13 protein-coding genes are annotated in these 17,081 nt (G+C 71.1%); 7 read left to right on the top strand and 6 right to left on the bottom strand.

The features are described from left to right. Positions 1 to 15: 15 nt before the first annotated feature. Genes AB0B57_RS23095 through AB0B57_RS23075 form a run of 5 tightly spaced genes read right to left on the bottom strand, consistent with a single transcriptional unit; the run spans position 16 to position 6,422 of the window. The gene (locus AB0B57_RS23095; RefSeq protein WP_357073332.1) at positions 16 to 1,746 is read right to left on the bottom strand and encodes an ABC transporter ATP-binding protein; all 1,731 of its coding nucleotides are present in this window, start codon (positions 1,744 to 1,746) and stop codon (positions 16 to 18) included. Then, a complete protein-coding gene (locus AB0B57_RS23090) occupies positions 1,743 to 3,425 on the bottom strand; it encodes an ABC transporter ATP-binding protein (protein ID WP_357073328.1) in 1,683 nt (560 codons plus the stop codon). Before AB0B57_RS23090 ends, AB0B57_RS23095 begins: the two co-directional genes overlap by 4 nt. Next, positions 3,422 to 4,261, bottom strand: coding sequence for an ABC transporter ATP-binding protein (locus AB0B57_RS23085; RefSeq protein ID WP_357073325.1), 840 nt, complete (start codon positions 4,259 to 4,261; stop codon positions 3,422 to 3,424). The genes AB0B57_RS23090 and AB0B57_RS23085 overlap by 4 nt, the downstream gene beginning before the upstream one ends. Then, complete coding sequence (locus AB0B57_RS23080; RefSeq protein ID WP_357073323.1) at positions 4,258 to 5,346, bottom strand: iron chelate uptake ABC transporter family permease subunit; 1,089 nt, start codon at positions 5,344 to 5,346, stop codon at positions 4,258 to 4,260. Before AB0B57_RS23080 ends, AB0B57_RS23085 begins: the two co-directional genes overlap by 4 nt. Then, on the bottom strand, positions 5,343 to 6,422 hold the full coding sequence (locus tag AB0B57_RS23075; RefSeq protein WP_357073320.1) for an iron ABC transporter permease: 1,080 nt from the start codon (positions 6,420 to 6,422) through the stop codon (positions 5,343 to 5,345). Before AB0B57_RS23075 ends, AB0B57_RS23080 begins: the two co-directional genes overlap by 4 nt. A gap of 96 nt (positions 6,423 to 6,518) precedes the next feature. Between AB0B57_RS23075 and AB0B57_RS23070 the strand changes: the two genes are divergently transcribed. The 3 genes from AB0B57_RS23070 (at position 6,519) to AB0B57_RS23060 (ending at position 8,489) form a co-directional block, all read left to right on the top strand. Then, on the top strand, positions 6,519 to 7,562 hold the full coding sequence (locus tag AB0B57_RS23070; RefSeq protein ID WP_357073317.1) for an iron-siderophore ABC transporter substrate-binding protein: 1,044 nt from the start codon (positions 6,519 to 6,521) through the stop codon (positions 7,560 to 7,562). A 91-nt stretch (positions 7,563 to 7,653) separates the two neighbouring features. Continuing rightward, positions 7,654 to 8,010, top strand: coding sequence for a PadR family transcriptional regulator (locus tag AB0B57_RS23065; protein ID WP_357073314.1), 357 nt, complete (start codon positions 7,654 to 7,656; stop codon positions 8,008 to 8,010). 2 nt (positions 8,011 to 8,012) lie between these two features. Beyond that, positions 8,013 to 8,489: a hypothetical protein gene (locus AB0B57_RS23060; RefSeq protein ID WP_357073311.1), complete on the top strand. Its 477-nt coding sequence runs from the start codon at positions 8,013 to 8,015 to the stop codon at positions 8,487 to 8,489. A gap of 112 nt (positions 8,490 to 8,601) precedes the next feature. Here AB0B57_RS23060 and AB0B57_RS23055 read toward each other — a convergent pair whose 3' ends face one another. Next, complete coding sequence (locus AB0B57_RS23055; protein WP_357073308.1) at positions 8,602 to 10,689, bottom strand: NPCBM/NEW2 domain-containing protein; 2,088 nt, start codon at positions 10,687 to 10,689, stop codon at positions 8,602 to 8,604. A gap of 208 nt (positions 10,690 to 10,897) precedes the next feature. On the opposite strand from AB0B57_RS23055, the gene AB0B57_RS23050 reads away from it, so the two are divergent. From AB0B57_RS23050 to AB0B57_RS23035, 4 genes are all read left to right on the top strand, one after another. Continuing rightward, complete coding sequence (locus AB0B57_RS23050) at positions 10,898 to 11,203, top strand: hypothetical protein (protein WP_357073305.1); 306 nt, start codon at positions 10,898 to 10,900, stop codon at positions 11,201 to 11,203. Between the two features lie 389 nt (positions 11,204 to 11,592). Then, positions 11,593 to 13,008 (top strand): ricin-type beta-trefoil lectin domain protein, encoded by a 1,416-nt coding sequence (locus tag AB0B57_RS23045; RefSeq protein WP_357073302.1) that lies wholly within the window; start codon positions 11,593 to 11,595, stop codon positions 13,006 to 13,008. Positions 13,009 to 13,212: 204 nt separating this feature from the next. Continuing rightward, complete coding sequence (locus AB0B57_RS23040; protein WP_357073300.1) at positions 13,213 to 14,448, top strand: cytochrome P450; 1,236 nt, start codon at positions 13,213 to 13,215, stop codon at positions 14,446 to 14,448. Positions 14,449 to 14,769: 321 nt separating this feature from the next. Continuing rightward, the coding region (locus AB0B57_RS23035) for an AMP-binding protein (protein ID WP_357073297.1) at positions 14,770 to 17,081 on the top strand (2,312 nt) is incomplete at its 3' end.

The following is a 17,081-nucleotide window of genomic DNA, read 5'->3' as shown; positions in this document are numbered from 1 at the left end:
CCCGGACCAGCGCGCTCAGTGCCGAGCGCGCTGGTCCGACCAGGCCCGCCACAGCGTGGCGTACGGGCCGTCCCGCTCGATGAGCTCGCGGTGGGTGCCCGCCTCGACGATGCGCCCGGCCTCCATCACCACGACCCGGTCCGCGGTCACCGCCTGGGTGAGTCGGTGCGCCACGATCAGCGCGGTACGCCCCGCCAGAGCGACGGTGGCCACCCGTTCGAGCAGCCGTGCCCCGGCACTCCCGGCCTCCGCGGTGGCCTCGTCCAGGATCGCCACCGGCGGATCGGCCAGGATCAGCCGGGCGAACGCCAACTGCTGGGCCTGCGCCGCGGTGAGGACGTGCCCGCCCGCACCGACCTCGGTGTGCAGGCCGTCGGGCAGTTGCCGCACCCAGCCCAACGCCTGCACCCGGTCCAGGGCGGCGCTGACCTCGTCGTCGGTGGCGTCCGGGCGGGCCAGCCGCAGGTCGTCGACGAGGGGCCCGGCGAAGACGTGCACCTCCTGGGTGATCAGTGCGACCTCGCCGGCCGGCACCGCGACGCTCCCGCCGCCGGGTTGGTGCACCCCGGCGATCACCTTGGCGAGAGTGGTCTTGCCGGCGCCGCTGCTGCCCACCAGGGCGACCCGCTCACCACGGGCGATGGTCAGGTCGACGTCGTGCAACACCTGCCGGTCCGGCCGGTACGCGAAGTCCAGCCCGCGGACCACCACCGCGTCCGGGCCGTCGCCGGGGCGGGCCCGCTGCCGTACCGGCGGGGTCAGGTCGGCGACCCCGACCAGCCGGTCCAGCCCCGAGGCGGCGGCCTGGGCGTCGTCGACCAGGGCGAGCGCCACGTTGATCGGGCCGAACAGGCCGTGAAAATACAGCGCCGCCGCGGTCGCCGTGCCGATGCTCACCGCGTCCCCGCGGACGAGGAAGAAGCCGGTGCCGAGGACGGCGGCGAGCCCGAGGAACTCGGCGACGTGCAGCCGGGCGTAGAACCGGGTCTGCAACGCGACGCCCCGCAGCAGCAGGTCCACCGCCTGCTGGGACTTGGTGGCGACCCGCTCCCGGTGCTGGTCGGCGATCCGGAACGCGCGGATGGTCGACGCGCCGTCGATCGTCGCGAGCAGGTGGTGCTGCTGCGCGGCGACGGCGACCCGCTGCCGGGCGTAGAGCGGGACGGCGCGGCGGGCGTACCAGCGCACCGTGTGCGCCTGCACCGGCACCGCGATCAGCGCCGCGACCAGGAAACGCCAGTCGAGCACGGCCATCCCGGCCAGGGTGAGCACGATCGTCAGCAGGGCGCGGGTGAACTCGGGGACCGCGCTGCGGGCCGCCTCCGCGATCACGGCGACGTCGTTGGTGACCCGGGAGGTGAGGTCACCGGTCCCGGCGCGCTCGACCTGCTCCAGGGGAAGGTGCAGCGCCGAGGAGACGAACCGTTCCCGCAGTCGGGCCAGTACGCCCTCGCCGACCTGCGCGAGCAGGGCGATACCGATCCCGGCCAACGCCGCCTCGACGACCGCACCGGCCACCAGCCCGGCGCCGGTGAGGACGACGTCAGCGGTGCTGCCTCCGCCGGTGGCCAGGTCGACGATGCGCCCCAGCAGCGGCGGGCCCACCAGCCCGGCCGCGGTGCCGGCGACCAGCAGGGCGAGTGCCCCGGCCAGCCGGGACCGTTGCGGACGCACCAGCTCCCGCAACTGGGCCAGGGTGCGACGTCCGGTCGCGATCGGCAGCAACGTCGTCGAGTCGGTGGTCATGCGAGCACGGTCTCCCGGTAGGTGTCGTCCTCGGCGACCAGGTCGCCGTGCGCGCCGGCGGTGCGGACGGTGCCGTCGTGGATGATGATCACCCGGTCGGTCACCGCGAGCAGCGCCGGGCTGGCGGTGATCAGGATCGTGGTACGTCCGTCCCGCATCGCCCGCAGTCGCCCGGCGATGCGGGACTCGGTCGCCGCGTCGACGGCGGTGGTCGGGTCGTGCACGACGAGCACCGGCGGGTCGCCGGCCAGGGCCCGGGCGAGCGCGATGCGCTGCCGTTGCCCGCCGGAGAGCGAACGGGCCCGATCGTCGAGCACCGTGTCCAGTCCCTCCGGCAGGCCGCGGGCCACCTCGTCGGCGTCCGCCGCGGTCACCGCGGCGTCGACGCTTGCCGGGACGGCCCGCCCGGCGAGCGAGACGGCGGCGCGGACGGTGTCGTCGAACAGGTCGGTCTGATGGTCGACGGCCAGCACCACGGCCCGCAGGTGGTCCGGCGCGAGGTCGGCGAGCGGTACGCCGTCCAGTGCGATCACCCCGGCGGCCGGATCACGGACCCGCCCGAGCAGCCGCACCAGCTCGGCCGCCTCGGCCGGGTCGGTGGCCACGATCCCGACCACCTCGCCGGGGGCGATCTCCAGGTCGATCCCGCGCAGCGGTGGGCTGTGCACCCCGCGCAGCGCGAGCCCGCCCCGGGCCGGCGTGACCGGGTTCGCCGTGCCGTCCGGCACCGCGACTGGCGCGTCCAGGACGGCGGCGACGCGGCGGGCGGACGCGCGGCCCTGCGCGAGGTCGGCACCCACCCAGCCGAACGTGGACATCGGACCGACCAGGAACTGCGCCAGGCCGAGCGAGGAGATGAGCTGACCGACGCTGATCTGGCCGTGCAGTGCGAGGATTCCGCCGATGACCGCGATGACCGCCAGGAACGTCCCGCTGAGCGTGAGCACCAGCCCCTGGTACGCGGCCTCGGCGCGCGCCGCTCGTACGGTCGCCGCCAGCGCGCTGCGGCTGCGCTGCGCGTACCTGTCGACCGCCGCCGTCTCGGCCCGCAGGCCCTTGACCACGCGCAGGCCGCTGACCAGGTCGGCGGCGATGCCGGAGGCGTGCGCGCTGTGCTCCTGCTCCGTTTCGCTGCGCTCCTCCAGCGGCTTGCCGAACAGGCGGGTGAGCAGCAGCAGCGGCGGGGTGCCCAGCAGCACCACCAGCCCGAGTGGCAGGGAAATGGACAGCAGCAGGACCGCCGCGAGGACCAGGCCGACGACCGCGGCCACGCCGGAGACGACGGCGATGGCGACCGCGCCGACCCGGGCCGCGTCGCTTGTCGCGATGGACACCAGGGCACCGGGCAGCCGGTCGGCCTCCGCGCCGCCGCGCTCGTGCAACACCCGCCGGGTCACCCGTAGCCGCAGGTCGTGCGCCGCCTGTTCGGCGGCACGTTCGCCGGTACGCTCGCCGTACCGGTAGCTGTAGCTCAGGCCGACGTAGACGGCGGCCAGCACACCCAGCCAGAGGGCCAGGCTGCCGACGCCGCCGTCCACCGCCCGGTCGATGATCACACCGATCAGGAACGGCACCGCGGCTTCCCCGGCCTGGTGGCCGGTGATCAGAAGCGTGCTCAGCGAGATGAGCCGCCGCTGCCTGCCGAGCGTGTCGGTGAGCAGGCTGCGCCCGCCGGTCACGCGGGAACCCGGTCGACCGCCGCGACGACGCCGGCGCGGGCCAGTCGACGCCGCTGCCGCCCGGCCGGGACCACCATCGGGGTGTCCGTCTCCGGGTCGGTCATCACCCGGCAGGGCATCCCGAAGACCGTCTCCACCAGCTCCGCCGTCATCACCTCGGCGGGCGGGCCCTGGGCGAGAACCAGGCCCTCCCGCATCACGACCAGCTCGGTGGCGTACCGGCAGGCGTGGTTGAGGTCGTGCAGGACGGCGACCACCGTCCGGCCCTGCTCGTGCAGGTCGGCGCAGAGGTCCAGCACCTCGAACTGGTGCGACAGGTCGAGGAACGTGGTCGGTTCGTCGAGCAGCAGGATCGGCGTCTGCTGGGCCAGCGCCATCGCCAGCCAGACCCGCTGCCGCTGACCACCGGAGAGTTCGTCGACGAACCGGTCGGCCAGCTCGGTCACCTCGGTCTGGCGCATCGCGTCGGCGACCGCCGCCTCGTCCTGCGGCGACCACTGCCGCAGCAGGCGCTGGTGGGCGAAGCGACCCCGGGCGACCAACTCCTCCACCACGATCCCGCCGGGCGCGACCGACGACTGCGGCAGCATGCCGAGCTGCCGGGCCACCTGCTTGGACGGCTGCGACGCGATGGTCTGACCATCCAGGTAGACGGCACCGGACTGGGGCTTGAGCACCCGGGCCAGGGACCGCAGCAACGTCGACTTGCCGCAGGCGTTGGGGCCGACGATGACGGTGAACGACCCGTCGGTGATCTGGACGTCGAGGTCCCGGACGACCACCCTCTTGTCGTACGCCAGGGTCAGGGCGTCGGCCCGCAGCCGCGACTCGGTCATCGCTGTGCTCCTTGTCCGCCGTTACGTCGCTCGTGGAAGAGCAACCAGGTCAGGTAAATGCCGCCCAGGGCGGCGGTGACGAGACCGACCGGGACGTCGTCATCGGCCAGGAGACGCTGGGCCACCCAGTCGCTCGCCGTCAACAGGGCGGAGCCCATCAGCGCGGCCGGCAGGATCCCGGCGTTCGGCGAGCGGGTCAGCCGCGCCGCCAACGGTGGCGCGGCGAGGGCGACGAACGCGATCGGCCCGGCCGCGGCGGTGGCACCGGCCGCGAGTCCGACGCCGGCCAGCGCGAGCACCACCCTGCTGCGTTCGACGGGTACGCCGTGCAGCATCGCGGACTCGTCGCCCAGGGCCAGCATGTCGAGGTGCCGGCCGTGGTAGAGCGCGACCGGCAGCAGCACCGCGACGGCCACGGCGACGAGCGTCACCTCGGTCCAGCCGGGGCCGTTGACGCTGCCGATCAACCAGACCTGGGCGGCGATCGCCTCGTCCAGTCGGCTGCGGTAGATCAGGAACGAGTTGAACGAGTCGAGCAGCGCGGCCACTCCGACGCCCATCAGCACCAGCCGGAACGGCTGCACCCCACGGCGGAACGCGAGCAGGTAGATGGCGACCGAGGTGGCCAGGCAGCCGACGATCGCACCGGCGGCGACCTGGAAGCCGCTGCCGTTGAACAGCAGCAGGACGATCAGCGCGCCGGTCGCCGCGCCCACCGTCAGGCCGACGAAGTCGGGGCTGCCCAGGGGATTGCGGGTCAGCCCCTGGAAGATCGTGCCGCTCGCGCCCAGGGCCGTGCCGACCAGCAGCGTGATCAGCACGCGGGGCAGCCGCAGCTCCTGCACGATGAAGTCGGTGCCCGGGTCACCCTGACCGACGAGGCTGCGCAGCACGTCGGACACGGGGATCGGGAAGTCGCCGCTGGAGAGGTTGACGAGCGCGACGCCAAGCGCCGCGAGCAGCAGCGCGGTGCCGGCGATCAGCGCGCGCAGGTGCACCCGCAGCGAGAGCGCGCCGCCCCGGCTGCGGATCACCAGGCGGGTGGTCCGTCCGGACGGGCGGAGCTGGAGCACCGGCCCGCTCACAGCGTGCTCAGCCGGCGTCGGCGGCACAGCGCGATGAACAGTGGTGCGCCCAGGAACGCGGTGACCACCCCGACCGGCAGCTCGGCCGGGGCCACCAGGACCCGCCCGAGCACGTCCGAGACGAGCAGCAGGGTGGGGCCGAGGACCAGCGAGTAGGCCAGGATCCAGCGGTGGTCCGAGCCGGTGAACATCCGGGCCGCGTAGGGGACGGCCAGGCCGACGAACCAGATCGGCCCGCAGGCGGCGGTGGCCGCACCGCACAACAGGGTGATCGTGATCATGCCGAGCACCCGGATCCGTCCCGGGTGGGCGCCGACCGAGGTGGCCGCGTCGTCGCCCATGCTCAGCGCGTTGAGTTGGCGGCCCAGCAGCAGCGCGAGCAGGACGCCGACCACCAGGAACGGCGCCAACTGCGTGATCGTGCTGGTCTCCCGGTCGGCGAGCGAGCCGACGTCCCAGTGCCGGTACCTGTCGAACGCCTCCCGGTGGGTCACCAGGATCGCCCAGATGCCGGCGCCGAGCACGGAGGTGAGCGAGACCCCGGCGAGGACCTGCCGTTCCGGGGTGGGTGCCCGGCCGGCGCCGCCGAGCGCGAAGACGGCCGCCGAGGTGAGCCCGGCGCCGGCGATGGCGAACCAGACGTACCCGTTCGCACTTGTCACCCCGAGCAGCGCGATGGCCAGCACGACGCCGGTGGACGCGCCCAGGCTGACCCCGAGCAGGCCGGGTTCGGCGAGCGGGTTGCGGGTGAGCGCCTGCATCACCGTGCCGGCCAGGCCCAGCGCCGCGCCCACGGCGAATCCGAGGATCGTGCGGGGCACCCGGAGCCGGTGCACGATCTCCGCGGCGGCGGAGCCGTCGTCGTGCCAGAGCACCTGCCAGACCGTGCCGAGGCCGAGTGAACGGCTGCCGACCGCGATGCTCAACGCCACGGCGGCGGCGAGGGCGACGACGCCGACGACGAGGCCGGCCCAGCGCCGACCGGAACGCGACAACGACTCGCGCGGCACCTTCTGGGGTGAAACGGTCCCGGGCTCCGGGCGGGTGCCGGTGCCTGGGGTCAACACGTGCTCCATCCGTCCACCCGTTCGCATTACTCAATTAGGTGAGGCTAACCTACACTCCCGTTCGAGGTCACCACCCTGGGGCCTCGCTGGCAGAAAGGAACAGCCGTGCGGCTTCCCTCAATCCGCCGGGGCGCGACTGTCGCTTCGACCGCGCTCCTGCTTCTCCTCGCGGCCTGCGGCGGTGGATCGGAGCCGTCGGCCCCCTCCTCCGGCGCCGCCACCTCCAACGCCTTCCCGGTCTCGATCGAGCACAAGTTCGGCACCACCACCATCCCGGCCGAGCCCAAGCGGATCGCCGTGGTCGGCCTGGTCGAGCAGGACGCCCTGCTGTCGCTGGGCGTCGTGCCGGTGGCGACCACCGAGTGGTTCGGCGAGAAGCCGGGCGCCATCTGGCCCTGGGCCGAGGCCGCGCTGGGCACGGGGGCGAAGCCGCAGGTGCTCACCAACACCGACGGCATCCAGTTCGAGAAGGTGGCCGCCCTGCGGCCCGACCTCATCCTCGGCGTCTACTCGGGGCTGACCAGCGACGACTACGCGAAGCTGGCGAAGATCGCGCCGACCGTGGCGCAGCCGAAGGACTCCGTCGACTATGGGGTGTCCTGGCAGGACGTGACCCGTACCGTCGGCACCGCCGTCGGGCGCAAGGCCCAGGCGGACAAGGTCGTCACCGACGTCGAGGCCAAGTTCGCCGCGGTCCGCACGGCGAACCCGGCCTTCGCCGGCGCGACCGGCCTGATGGCCACCACCTACGAGGGCTACTACGTGTACGGCCCGCAGGACTCGCGCGGCCGGTTCCTCACCGACCTGGGCTTCACCCTGCCGTCCGGGCTGGCCGAGGTGACCGGCAAGGAGTTCGGCGCCAACCTCAGCCGGGAGCGCACCGACATGCTCGACACCGGCGTGCTGATCTGGCTCATCGACAGCTACGACACCGACAAGGCGAAGGTGCAGGCCGACCCGCTCTACAGCAAGCTCAAGGTCAAGACCGAGGGACGCGACATCTACCTGGAGAACGAGGAGCTGGTCGGTGCCGCGACCTCGTTCATCACCCCGTTGAGCCTGCCGTTCCTGCTGGAAAAGCTCGTTCCGCAACTCACCGCGGCGGTGGACGGCAACCCCGCCACGGCGGTGCAGCGGCCCGCTGCCTGACGATCGGGGCGGGGAACTGGACCTGACGGAACGGTTCCCCGCCCGACGGATCGCGCTTGACATGTATCCGTGACGGATATAGTTTCGACTCATGGCAAGCACCAGAGGCGGCGGACCCCTCACCCCTGCGGTGCTGCACATCCTGCTCGTGCTCTCGACCGAGGAACGCCACGGTTACGGGATCATGAAACAGGTCGAGTCCGACTCCCGGCGAAAAGTCAGGATGGGGCCGGGGACGCTCTACGGCTCGATCCGCCGGATGACCGAGGCGGGCTTGATCCGCGAGAGCGACAAGAAGATCGACCCGACCCTGGACGATGAGCGCCGCGTCTACTACGGCATCACCGCGCTCGGCCGACAGACCCTCGCGGCGGAATTGCAGCGATACCACCACGTCGTCGCGGTCGCCCACGAACGCTCCCTCCTGCCCAGGGCGACGGGTGCCTGACCATGGACGGTCAGGCACGATATCGACGCTGGTACCGCAGGCTGCTCGGTCTCTATCCGCGGCCGTACCGGGACCGTTTCGCCGCCAGCATGGAGCAGACGTTCGTCGACCTCTGCCGGGACCGGGCCGCGACCGAGGGCCGTGGACGTGGCACCTTCATCCTCTGGCTCTTCACCGAGACGTTCACCGGCATCATCCGGGAACGCGCGACGGACCTTGCGAGGTTGACCATGGCCAGGAACGCGACAACCGTCTTCAGGATCGTCAAGTACCTCGCGCTGGCCACCGGCGGCCTGATGGTGGCGGGGGTCGCCACGGTCATGGTGCTGGCGCGCGGCACCGGCGAGGACATCACCGGCGTCGTGGCGCCGGCACTGCTGCTCGTTCTTCTCTCGGTGGTGGCCGCCGTCGTCGCGGCCATCCTGCAGGGCGCGAGCGATCGTCGCCGGCACCGGGCGGGCGACAACCTGGCCGGCTGACGCCGCATCGCCCAAGTTGGACGGCCGCGACGCACGTCGGCGGTGATCGAAGCTCCGGCCTGGGCGCGCACCCGGGCCGGAGCTTCGATCTTCACGACGATCGTGCAGCGTGTCAGCAGGTGGCGTTCAGGCCGGCCCAGTCGGCGCGGTCGTTGTAACCGCCGTCGCCGCCGTCGCCGACCAGCAGGTCGAGCACCCGGACACCGGTCAGGTCGACGTCGACCTGACGGACATCGTCACGGGTCAGCACGCCGCTGTCGAACAGGACCCGCCCGTCGCCGACCACCTGGAAGGTCGAGGTGGCTCCCTCGGGGCCGACGTTGCGGACCGCGTCGTCCAGGCCGACGGTCGCGGTCAGCCGGTCGCACCTGTCGCCCAGGTAGTAACGGACCGTGGAGGGTGCGGCGACGCCGAGGCCGGTCGGGTACACCTGGCCGACCATGCTGATCGGTGACCCGCCGCCGACGCTCTGGTCGACGGTCGGGGTCATCCAACCGCTGGTGGCGCTGACCCAGGCGTGGTGGGACAGCACGACGGCACCGGTCGGCGGCGCCGGGGCGACCACCACCGTCGACACCGACGTCTGGCGCGTCGTGCCGCGCCCCACCACGTCGTACGACGTGGTGGCGGTCAACGTGGCGTCCCCGGCAGCGGCGGTGGCCGGCAGGGTCACCGTGAAGGCGAAGGTGGTGGACCGACCCGGGGCGAGCACGAGCGGCGCCGGGCTGAGCGACCGAACCGTCCAGCCGGTCGGCGCGGCGAGACCAACCTGCGGCATGAGCACGGGCAGCAGGCCGTCGTTGCGGACGACAACCTCGACCCGCGTCTGGTCACCGCCGCCGACCACTGGTGCGGTCCCCTCCGGCGTGGCGGAGTCACCGACCTTCGTGACCTGCGGAAGGCCGGCGGTCACGTGCGGAACACCCGGCAGACCGCGCGCCGGGGCGACCCGGAGCAGTGCGGCACCGTGCGGCGGCACCGCGGCACTGAGCGTGCCCGCGCTCTCGGTGACCTGGTTGGTCCACGCGTTGCGCACGGTGAAGCGGGCGCCGGACAGGCCGACGGACGACGCGTTCGCGGTAATGATCTTCGAGCTCTCACCGCGATTGAGCAGCACCACGGCCCGGTCACCGTTGGCCAGGCGCTTGACCCAGGTCTCGGTCGTGCCGGCGGCACCGACGCGGACGGCCTGGACACCGGCCGGGTCCTGGTTGATCGCCAGGACCTCGGGGTCGGTGAGCGCGTCGATCGACGCCTGGTTGAGCTTGCGGATGTCACTGCCGATCACCAGCGGCGCGGCGGCCGCGGACCAGAGCGTCATCTGCGTACGGAACTCCTCGTCGGACAGTCCGAGGTTGGGGCCGAGGTAGTCCGGGTCGTTGAAGTGACCGGGTCCGGCGACCTCGGGATGCCGCGCGTTCGCGTCGTAGTTGCGCAGCACGTCCTTGAACTTGATCTCGCCGACGAAACCCACGTCGGTGTAGGTCCGCCAGGACTGCGCGATCTGGGGGGCATAGCTCCAGGAGTACGTCGACTGCTGCTCCTGCGGGTAGTCGCCCCAGTCCGGCGAGGTCACCGGGTTGCACAGGTTGAAGATGATCTGTCGCTTGCTGGCGTTGTTCCGCAGCGCCTGGGCGAACTCGGTGTAGGCGGTCTTCGGGTCCAGGTCGGCGGCGATCCCGCAGAGGAAGTCGACCTTCACCGCGTCGAACTCCAGGGCGGCGAACTGGTTCGCGTCGCGCTGGTAGTAGCCGCCGCCGCTGCCGAGCCCACACTTGCCGGGGATGTACGGACCGGCGTCGGTGTAGATGCCCGCCTTCAGGCCCCTGGAGTGGATGTAGTCGACAAGCGGCTTGAGCCCGTTCGGGAAACGAGCCCGGTCGGCCCGCAGGTCACCGGCGGACGTACGCGGCTCCGGGTCCTGCCAGCCGCCGTCCAGCCAGACGATGTCGTAGCCGGCCCGGGCCAGGCCACGGCTGACGATCGAGTCGGCGACCTCCCGGACGGACTGCTCGGAGAAGTCGCCGCCGAGGCCGAAGTAGGTGTTCCAGCCCTGGTAGGGCGTGGGGCTGAGCACCTGCTGGGGTGCGGGTTTGGTGGCGACCACGGTGTCGTTCGTGGCGGCGGCGTGGGCCGGGGCGGGCACGATCAGCAGGCTGGCCGTGACGGCGGTCAGGGTGGTGAACAGTTGTCGTCTCACACGGGGTTCCTTCACAGCAGTGGGACAGGCCCGTACTCCTGGGTTGTTTCGACCGATCTTGCAAGCCGTTACGCGCGGATGTCAATATTATTTAATAAATTATGTTCTTCGGCGTCCACGAGCTGGCCCTGCGCGGGTGCCGGGCCACGACGCCGGTGCCCGGCATCGGCGCCGCCCCTCGGTTGCGGGCCGGTGATTAGATGTGCTGATGGTTCCGTGGGAAGCGACACTGCTCGTCATCGCCGCGATCGGGTCGATCGGGATTGCGATCGGGGCCTGGTCCCAGGAGAAGCGCCGCTCGGTGACCCAGCTCGCGGCCGTCCAGCGGAAGCTCGACCTGATCATGGATCACCTCGGCATCGCCGATCCGGTGGAACCAGAGGTGGTCCGGCACCTGGAAGGCGGCCGGACGATCGAGGCCGTTCGCGCGTACCGCAAGCAGACCGGCACGAGCCTGATCGAGGCGAAGCAGGCGGTGGACCGCATCGCCGACAACCTCCGTCGCGGGCGGTAACGCGGCGATCGTTCGCCGGAACTGGGCTGTCGAACCTTCCGACCCATCAGTTGATCTTGCTCCACCGGCCGGACCCGGGCGTGACCTCCCACTCCGCAACAGGTCCGAAACTACCGGTTGATAATCCTGGAACCTTCTGCCAGCCTGAAGGCCATCGATAAGTGTGAACGTTAACATGATCATTTCAGCGCCGGACGCGGCATGCTGGCCACCGCTCACCGAGCGGGGCCTCCGCCTCGACCAGTGAACAGGATTGTCCTATCTCGCCACCGGAGGATCCGCGTGGTGTCCCGGACCCGTCCCACCGGGCGCACCCGACCACCAACGCTCGTTCTTTCCGGAACGGTCCCGAAAATTCTGCCCCCACCCACCACCAGGAGGTACCGACAGTGCGAGGACATGCACACCACCCACCACCCTCCGGAAACACCCGTGCCGACCGGCGGCCCTCCCGTCTTCGCGGGCGGCTGTTCACGATCGCCGCGGCCGGGATCGCGGCAGTGGTCGGGTTGTTCACCCTGACGGTGACGACCGGGTCGGCCTCGGCCGCCGACAACCCGTACCAGCGGGGCCCGGATCCCACCCGGACCAGCGTCACCGCCGTGAACGGCCCCTTCGCCAACACGTCGGTAAGCGTCCCGACCGGGTTCGGCTTCAACGGCGGCAGGATCTACTACCCCACCGACACCAGCCAGGGCACCTTCGGGGCCATCGCGATCTCGCCGGGTTACACCGCGTTGTTCTCCGCCGAACTGGCCTGGATGGGGCCGTGGCTGGCCTCCCACGGCTTCGTCGTGATCGGCATCGAGACCAACAGCCGCAACGACTTCGACACGGCCCGAGGCACCCAGTTGCTCGCCGCGCTGGACTACCTGACACAGCAGAGCCCGGTACGCGACCGGGTCGACCCCAACCGGTTGGCGGTCGCCGGCCACTCGATGGGCGGCGGTGGCGCGCTGAGTGCGGCCATCCGGCGCCCGTCGTTGAAGGCAGTGGTCGGCATCGCGCCGTACTCGCCCTCGTCGAACCTGGCCAACGACCGGGTGCCCACGATGATCTTCGCTGGGCAGGCGGACACGGTGGTCACCCCGTCCTACGCCACCGGCCTGTACAACAGCCTCCCGACCACGACGGAGAGCGTCTACCTGGAGGTCGCCGGCGCGGATCACGGGTTCATGGTCGGGCGGTCGAACCCGGTGATGGTCCGGACCATGCTGCCGTTCGTCAAGATGTTCGTCGACAACGACACCCGGTACAGCCAGTTCCTCTGCCCGCTGCTGGACAACAGCGGCGTGGTCACCTACCGCAGCACCTGCCCGTTGCTGCCCTCGACGCCGACCAGCCCGACGGCGACCCCCACCAACACACCCACCCCCACCAACACGCCGACCCCCACCACCTCGCCCAGCGTCCCGCCCACCTCCGCCAGCGAGATCGTCGGCACGCAGTCCGGCCGCTGCGTCGACGTGCCCAACGCCTCCCACAACAACGGCACCCGGGTCCAGCTCTGGGGCTGCAACAAACAGTCCAACCAGGCGTGGACCTACACCTCGGGCAAACAACTACAGGTGTACGGCAACATGTGCCTGGACGCGGCGGGCACCGGCAACGGCGCGGCGGTCCAGATCTACGGCTGCCACAGCCAGACCAACCAGCAGTGGAACGTCAACTCCAACGGCACCATCAGTAACGTGCAGTCCGGCCGCTGCCTGGACGTCTGGAGCACCGCCAACGGCGCCCAGATCCAGCTGTACGACTGCCACGGACAGACCAACCAGCAGTTCAGGCTCGCGCCCGTGGCCTGATGATCGTGTCCGGGCGGGCTCGGCGGTGTGCCGAGCCCGCCCGGATCGCAGGGGCCGCCCTGCCGAATTTCAATCGACAGCCGTCATTGACAGTCGAGTACAATTTTCGCGGGGTAGGTGGCACGGGTCGTTGGTGGGTGAGCGGAATACCGTCTGGCGTCGCACCGTTTGGGTCGGCGCTCACTCGCCACCCAAGGAGGACTCGTGACCGAGGCAGCCCCCCTCGACGACACCGTTGACGATCTTTTGGTGCTGGACGCCGACCAACTGGCGCAGCCACACGAGTTCTACAAGGTGCTCCGCGAGCAACGACCGGTCGTGCGCATCGTCGTCCCGTCCGGGATCCGGGCCTGGTTGGTCACCCGTCACCAGGATGCCCGGGCCGTGCTCGCCGATCCGCGACTGGCGAAGAACAGCGCGTCGGTCGTCCGCCTGATGGAACGCCACACCGACCCGGACAAGTTCCACAATGTGGTCAAGTCGGCCGCTCACCACATGCTCAACAGCGACCCGCCGGACCACACCAGGCTGCGGCGCCTGGTCAGCAGGGCGTTCACCACGCGCGGCATCGCGCACTACCGCCCGCGGATCGAGCAGATCGCCGACGAGTTGCTGGACGCCGTGGCGGCCGAGGCGGCCGGCAACGGCGGCGAGATCGACCTGCTGGACAGCTTCGCGTTTCCCCTTCCGATAGCCGTGATCACCGAACTGCTGGGTGTGCCACTCGAACAGCGAGACGCGTTTCGGGAGTGGTCGAACGGGATCCTGTCCGGCCGACCCTCACCAACGCGCAGGTACGAGGACCTGGCCGCCTATCTCGGCAGGCTCATCGACGACAAGCGACGCCGTCCCGGTCCGGATGTGCTCTCGATGTTCGTCGCCACCGACGGCACCGACGCGCTGTCCGACCAGGAGGCGCTCGACATGGTGCTCCTGCTCCTGATCGCCGGGCACGAGACCACCGTCAACCTGATCGGCAACGGCGTCCTGGCGCTGCTGCGCCACCCCGAGCAGATGGCCGCCCTGCGGGCCGACCCCACCCGCACCCCGCAGGCGGTGGAGGAGTTGCTGCGCTACGACGGACCGTTCAACATGGCCACCCTCCGCTACACCACCGAGCCGATCGTACTCAGCGGAACGACGATCCCCGCCGACGAGTTCGTCCTCGTCGCGCTGACCTCGGCCAACCGTGACGCCGATCAGTACCCGGACCCGGACCGGCTCGACATTCGTCGGGAGGGGGGCAACCTCGCCTTCGGGCACGGCATCCACTACTGCCTCGGCGCCCCGCTGGCCCGTCTCGAAGGTGAGATCGCCCTCAACGCGCTGCTGGCCCGGTTCCCGCAGCTGACGCTGGCCCGGGAGCCCGAAGAGCTCGGCTGGCGTTCCGGCACCCTCGTCCGGGGCCTGCTCACGCTCCCCCTCCGCATCGGCGTCTGACCTCCGCGCCCGCACGTCGTACCCGCCCTGGCGCCTGCCCGGCGGCGGCCGCCGCCGGGTCGGTTCGGCGGCGAAACCGTGGGCTGAAAACGGGCGCTACGCCCCCCGCCAGCCCGGGGACGGAATTGACCGAAACTTTTCATAAATCGCGTCGCATCGTCTCCGGTAAATGCATTGCCATGCCCCAGAACTAAAAGATCCCCTAGCCCTCCGCACCGCACACTGTTACTCGGCGGTGCCGGGAATTCCCCCACGCGCCGCCGAGTGCAGCGCTTCCGGAAGCACGAGTGCGAACGCACCGAGGACACGGGGGGCACAGTCGTGACGGCACGCCCGCAGACGATCAACGAGCTGCTCCGCCAGCGCGCCGAGCGCCAACCCGACCGCCTCGCCTTCCGGTTCCTCGACCACGTGGGGTCCGCGCCGCCCGTCGTGCACGAGTTGACCTACAGCGGGCTCGAAGCCCGCGTCCGGGATGTCGCGGCCGTGCTCAGCCAGGCGGCGAAGCCCGGTGACCGGGTTCTCCTGCTGTGCCCACCGGGCCTCGACTACGTCACCTCCTTCCTCGCCTGCCTCTACGCGGGGCTCGTGGCGGTTCCCGCGTACCCACCGGTCGCCTCGGGGCGCCACGACCGGATCGAGGCGATCGCGCGAGACTGCGGGCCCACCATCGTGCTGTCCGACGAGCCGCCACCGGACGCGACGCAGCCGAATCGCCTGCCGGCCGACCTGGCCGGGCCTGTCGGCTCCTCGTTGCGGCAGGCGCGTTGGCTGTCCGTCCGACACGATGTCGCCGAGGGCTCCGGGCGGGACTGGCAGCCCCCCGGCTCGACGGGTGCCGCACTGGCGTTCCTCCAGTACACCTCGGGCTCGACCGGCATGCCCAAGGGTGTGCGGGTCTCCCACGGCAATCTGCTGGCCAACGCCCGATCGACCGAGAGTCGCCTCGCCTTCAACCCCGACATGCACGGTGTCAGCTGGATTCCGCTCTACCACGACATGGGGCTGCTCTCGGGCCTGGTCTTCCCGTTGTTCTCCGGGTTTCCGTCGACACACCTGGCGTCGATGGCCTTCGTCCGGTCGCCGCTGCGCTGGTTGGAGGCCATCACGCGGTACGGCGGGGTCGTGAGTTTCGCACCGAACTTCGCGTACCAGATGTGTGTCGATCGCATCGACGAACAGGCCAGGCAGCATCTCGACCTGTCGACCTGGACGCGAGCGGTCAACGGGGCCGAACCCGTTCGGGTGACCACACTCGACGCCTTCGCGCGCACCTTCGCCGGCTGCGGTTTCCGCAGGTCCAGTCTCATTCCCGGTTACGGTCTGGCGGAGAGCACTCTCGTCGTGTCGACGAACGCGGTCGGTGCCGATCCGGTCGTGCGCTACGTCGCCAAGGACGAGCTCGAAGCGGGCCGGGTGTTGCCGCCGACAGATCCGGCGCGGGCGCGGGCGCTGGTCAGCTCGGGGCGTCCGCTGTCCGGCACCACTGTGGAGATCGTCGATCCGGCGACCGGCCGCCGTGCCGGTGCGGGCCGGGTGGGAGAGATCTGGCTTCGCGGCAAGAGCGTGACCGGCGGATACCTCGACAACCCGGAGGCCACCGCACGGGCGTTCCACAACACCATCGGCACCGGGAAGCAGCGGTACCTGCGTACCGGGGACCTCGGCGCGCTGCTCGACGGCGAGCTGTACGTCACGGGTCGTGTGGACGACATGATGATTTTCTGGGGACGCAACGTCCATCCCCACGACATCGAGGCCACCAGCATCGACAGCGATCCCGCGCTCGCCTCGACGCGGTGCGCCGCGTTCGCGGTCGAGGCCGCGGGCGAACCCTCGCTCGTGGTGGTCCAGGAGTTGCCTCGACGTCGGCTCGACCCCGCCGAGCACGGCCGGATCGCCGCGACCATCCGACGCCGGATCTCCGACGAGCACCAGTTGGCCGCCGACGCGATCGTGCTCGTCCGCCCGGGTGCGCTCCCGACGACGTCGAGCGGCAAGATCCAGCGCCGCGCCGCCCGGACCAGGTACCTCGACGGCGACTACCCGCCTCCGGTGCCCATTGCCAGCGACCACGACGAGGCGACCCGGCCGGGGGCGCCGCTCGACGTCACCACCGCCGGCGACGAGGTCACGCCGCCCGCCACGTCACCGGACCAGGTCACCGTCGCCGGCTCGCGGACCTGGACGCCGGCCGACATCGAGAGCCAGCTACGACTGCTGATAGCGGAGTCCGCACACTGCGCCGTGCGGGACGTCTCGCCGAACGAGTCGTTCACGTACTTCGGTCTGGCCTCGGTGCAGGCGGTAGGAATCGCGGAGAAGCTGTCCAGGCGGCTCGGCCGTGACGTACCCGCCACCCTCGCCTGGGACCATCCGACCATCGCCGCCGCCGCTCGCGCGCTGGCGACGGCACCGACAGCGGCGCAGCGCGACGACTCCGCGCCCCCGGCGTCCGAGCCGATCGCGGTGGTGGGTATCGGGTGCCGCTTCCCCGGCGCCGACGGCCCCGAGGAATTCTGGCGGCTGCTCACCGAAGCACGCACCGCCATCACCCCCATCCCCACCGACCGCTGGGACAACGACCGCTACTACCACCCCGACCCCGACACCCCCGGCCACACCTACGCCCG

The organism is Micromonospora sp. NPDC049101 (assembly GCF_040648675.1).
Classification (GTDB): Bacteria; Actinomycetota; Actinomycetes; order Mycobacteriales; family Micromonosporaceae; genus Micromonospora.
The sequence above is the reverse complement of the archived record's forward strand: the minus strand, read 5'-3'. Positions and strand labels throughout refer to the sequence as shown.

Excerpts from the sequence above, each read along its gene's own strand:
- AB0B57_RS23075 (WP_357073320.1), bottom strand. The coding sequence starts at position 6,422 with ATGGAGCACGTGTTGACCCCAGGCACCGGCACCCGCCCGGAGCCCGGG.
- AB0B57_RS23050 (WP_357073305.1), top strand. The coding sequence starts at position 10,898 with ATGGTTCCGTGGGAAGCGACACTGCTCGTCATCGCCGCGATCGGGTCG.
- AB0B57_RS23060 (WP_357073311.1), top strand. The coding sequence starts at position 8,013 with ATGGACGGTCAGGCACGATATCGACGCTGGTACCGCAGGCTGCTCGGT.
- AB0B57_RS23085 (WP_357073325.1), bottom strand. The coding sequence starts at position 4,261 with ATGACCGAGTCGCGGCTGCGGGCCGACGCCCTGACCCTGGCGTACGAC.
- AB0B57_RS23065 (WP_357073314.1), top strand. The coding sequence starts at position 7,654 with ATGGCAAGCACCAGAGGCGGCGGACCCCTCACCCCTGCGGTGCTGCAC.
- AB0B57_RS23095 (WP_357073332.1), bottom strand. The coding sequence starts at position 1,746 with ATGACCACCGACTCGACGACGTTGCTGCCGATCGCGACCGGACGTCGC.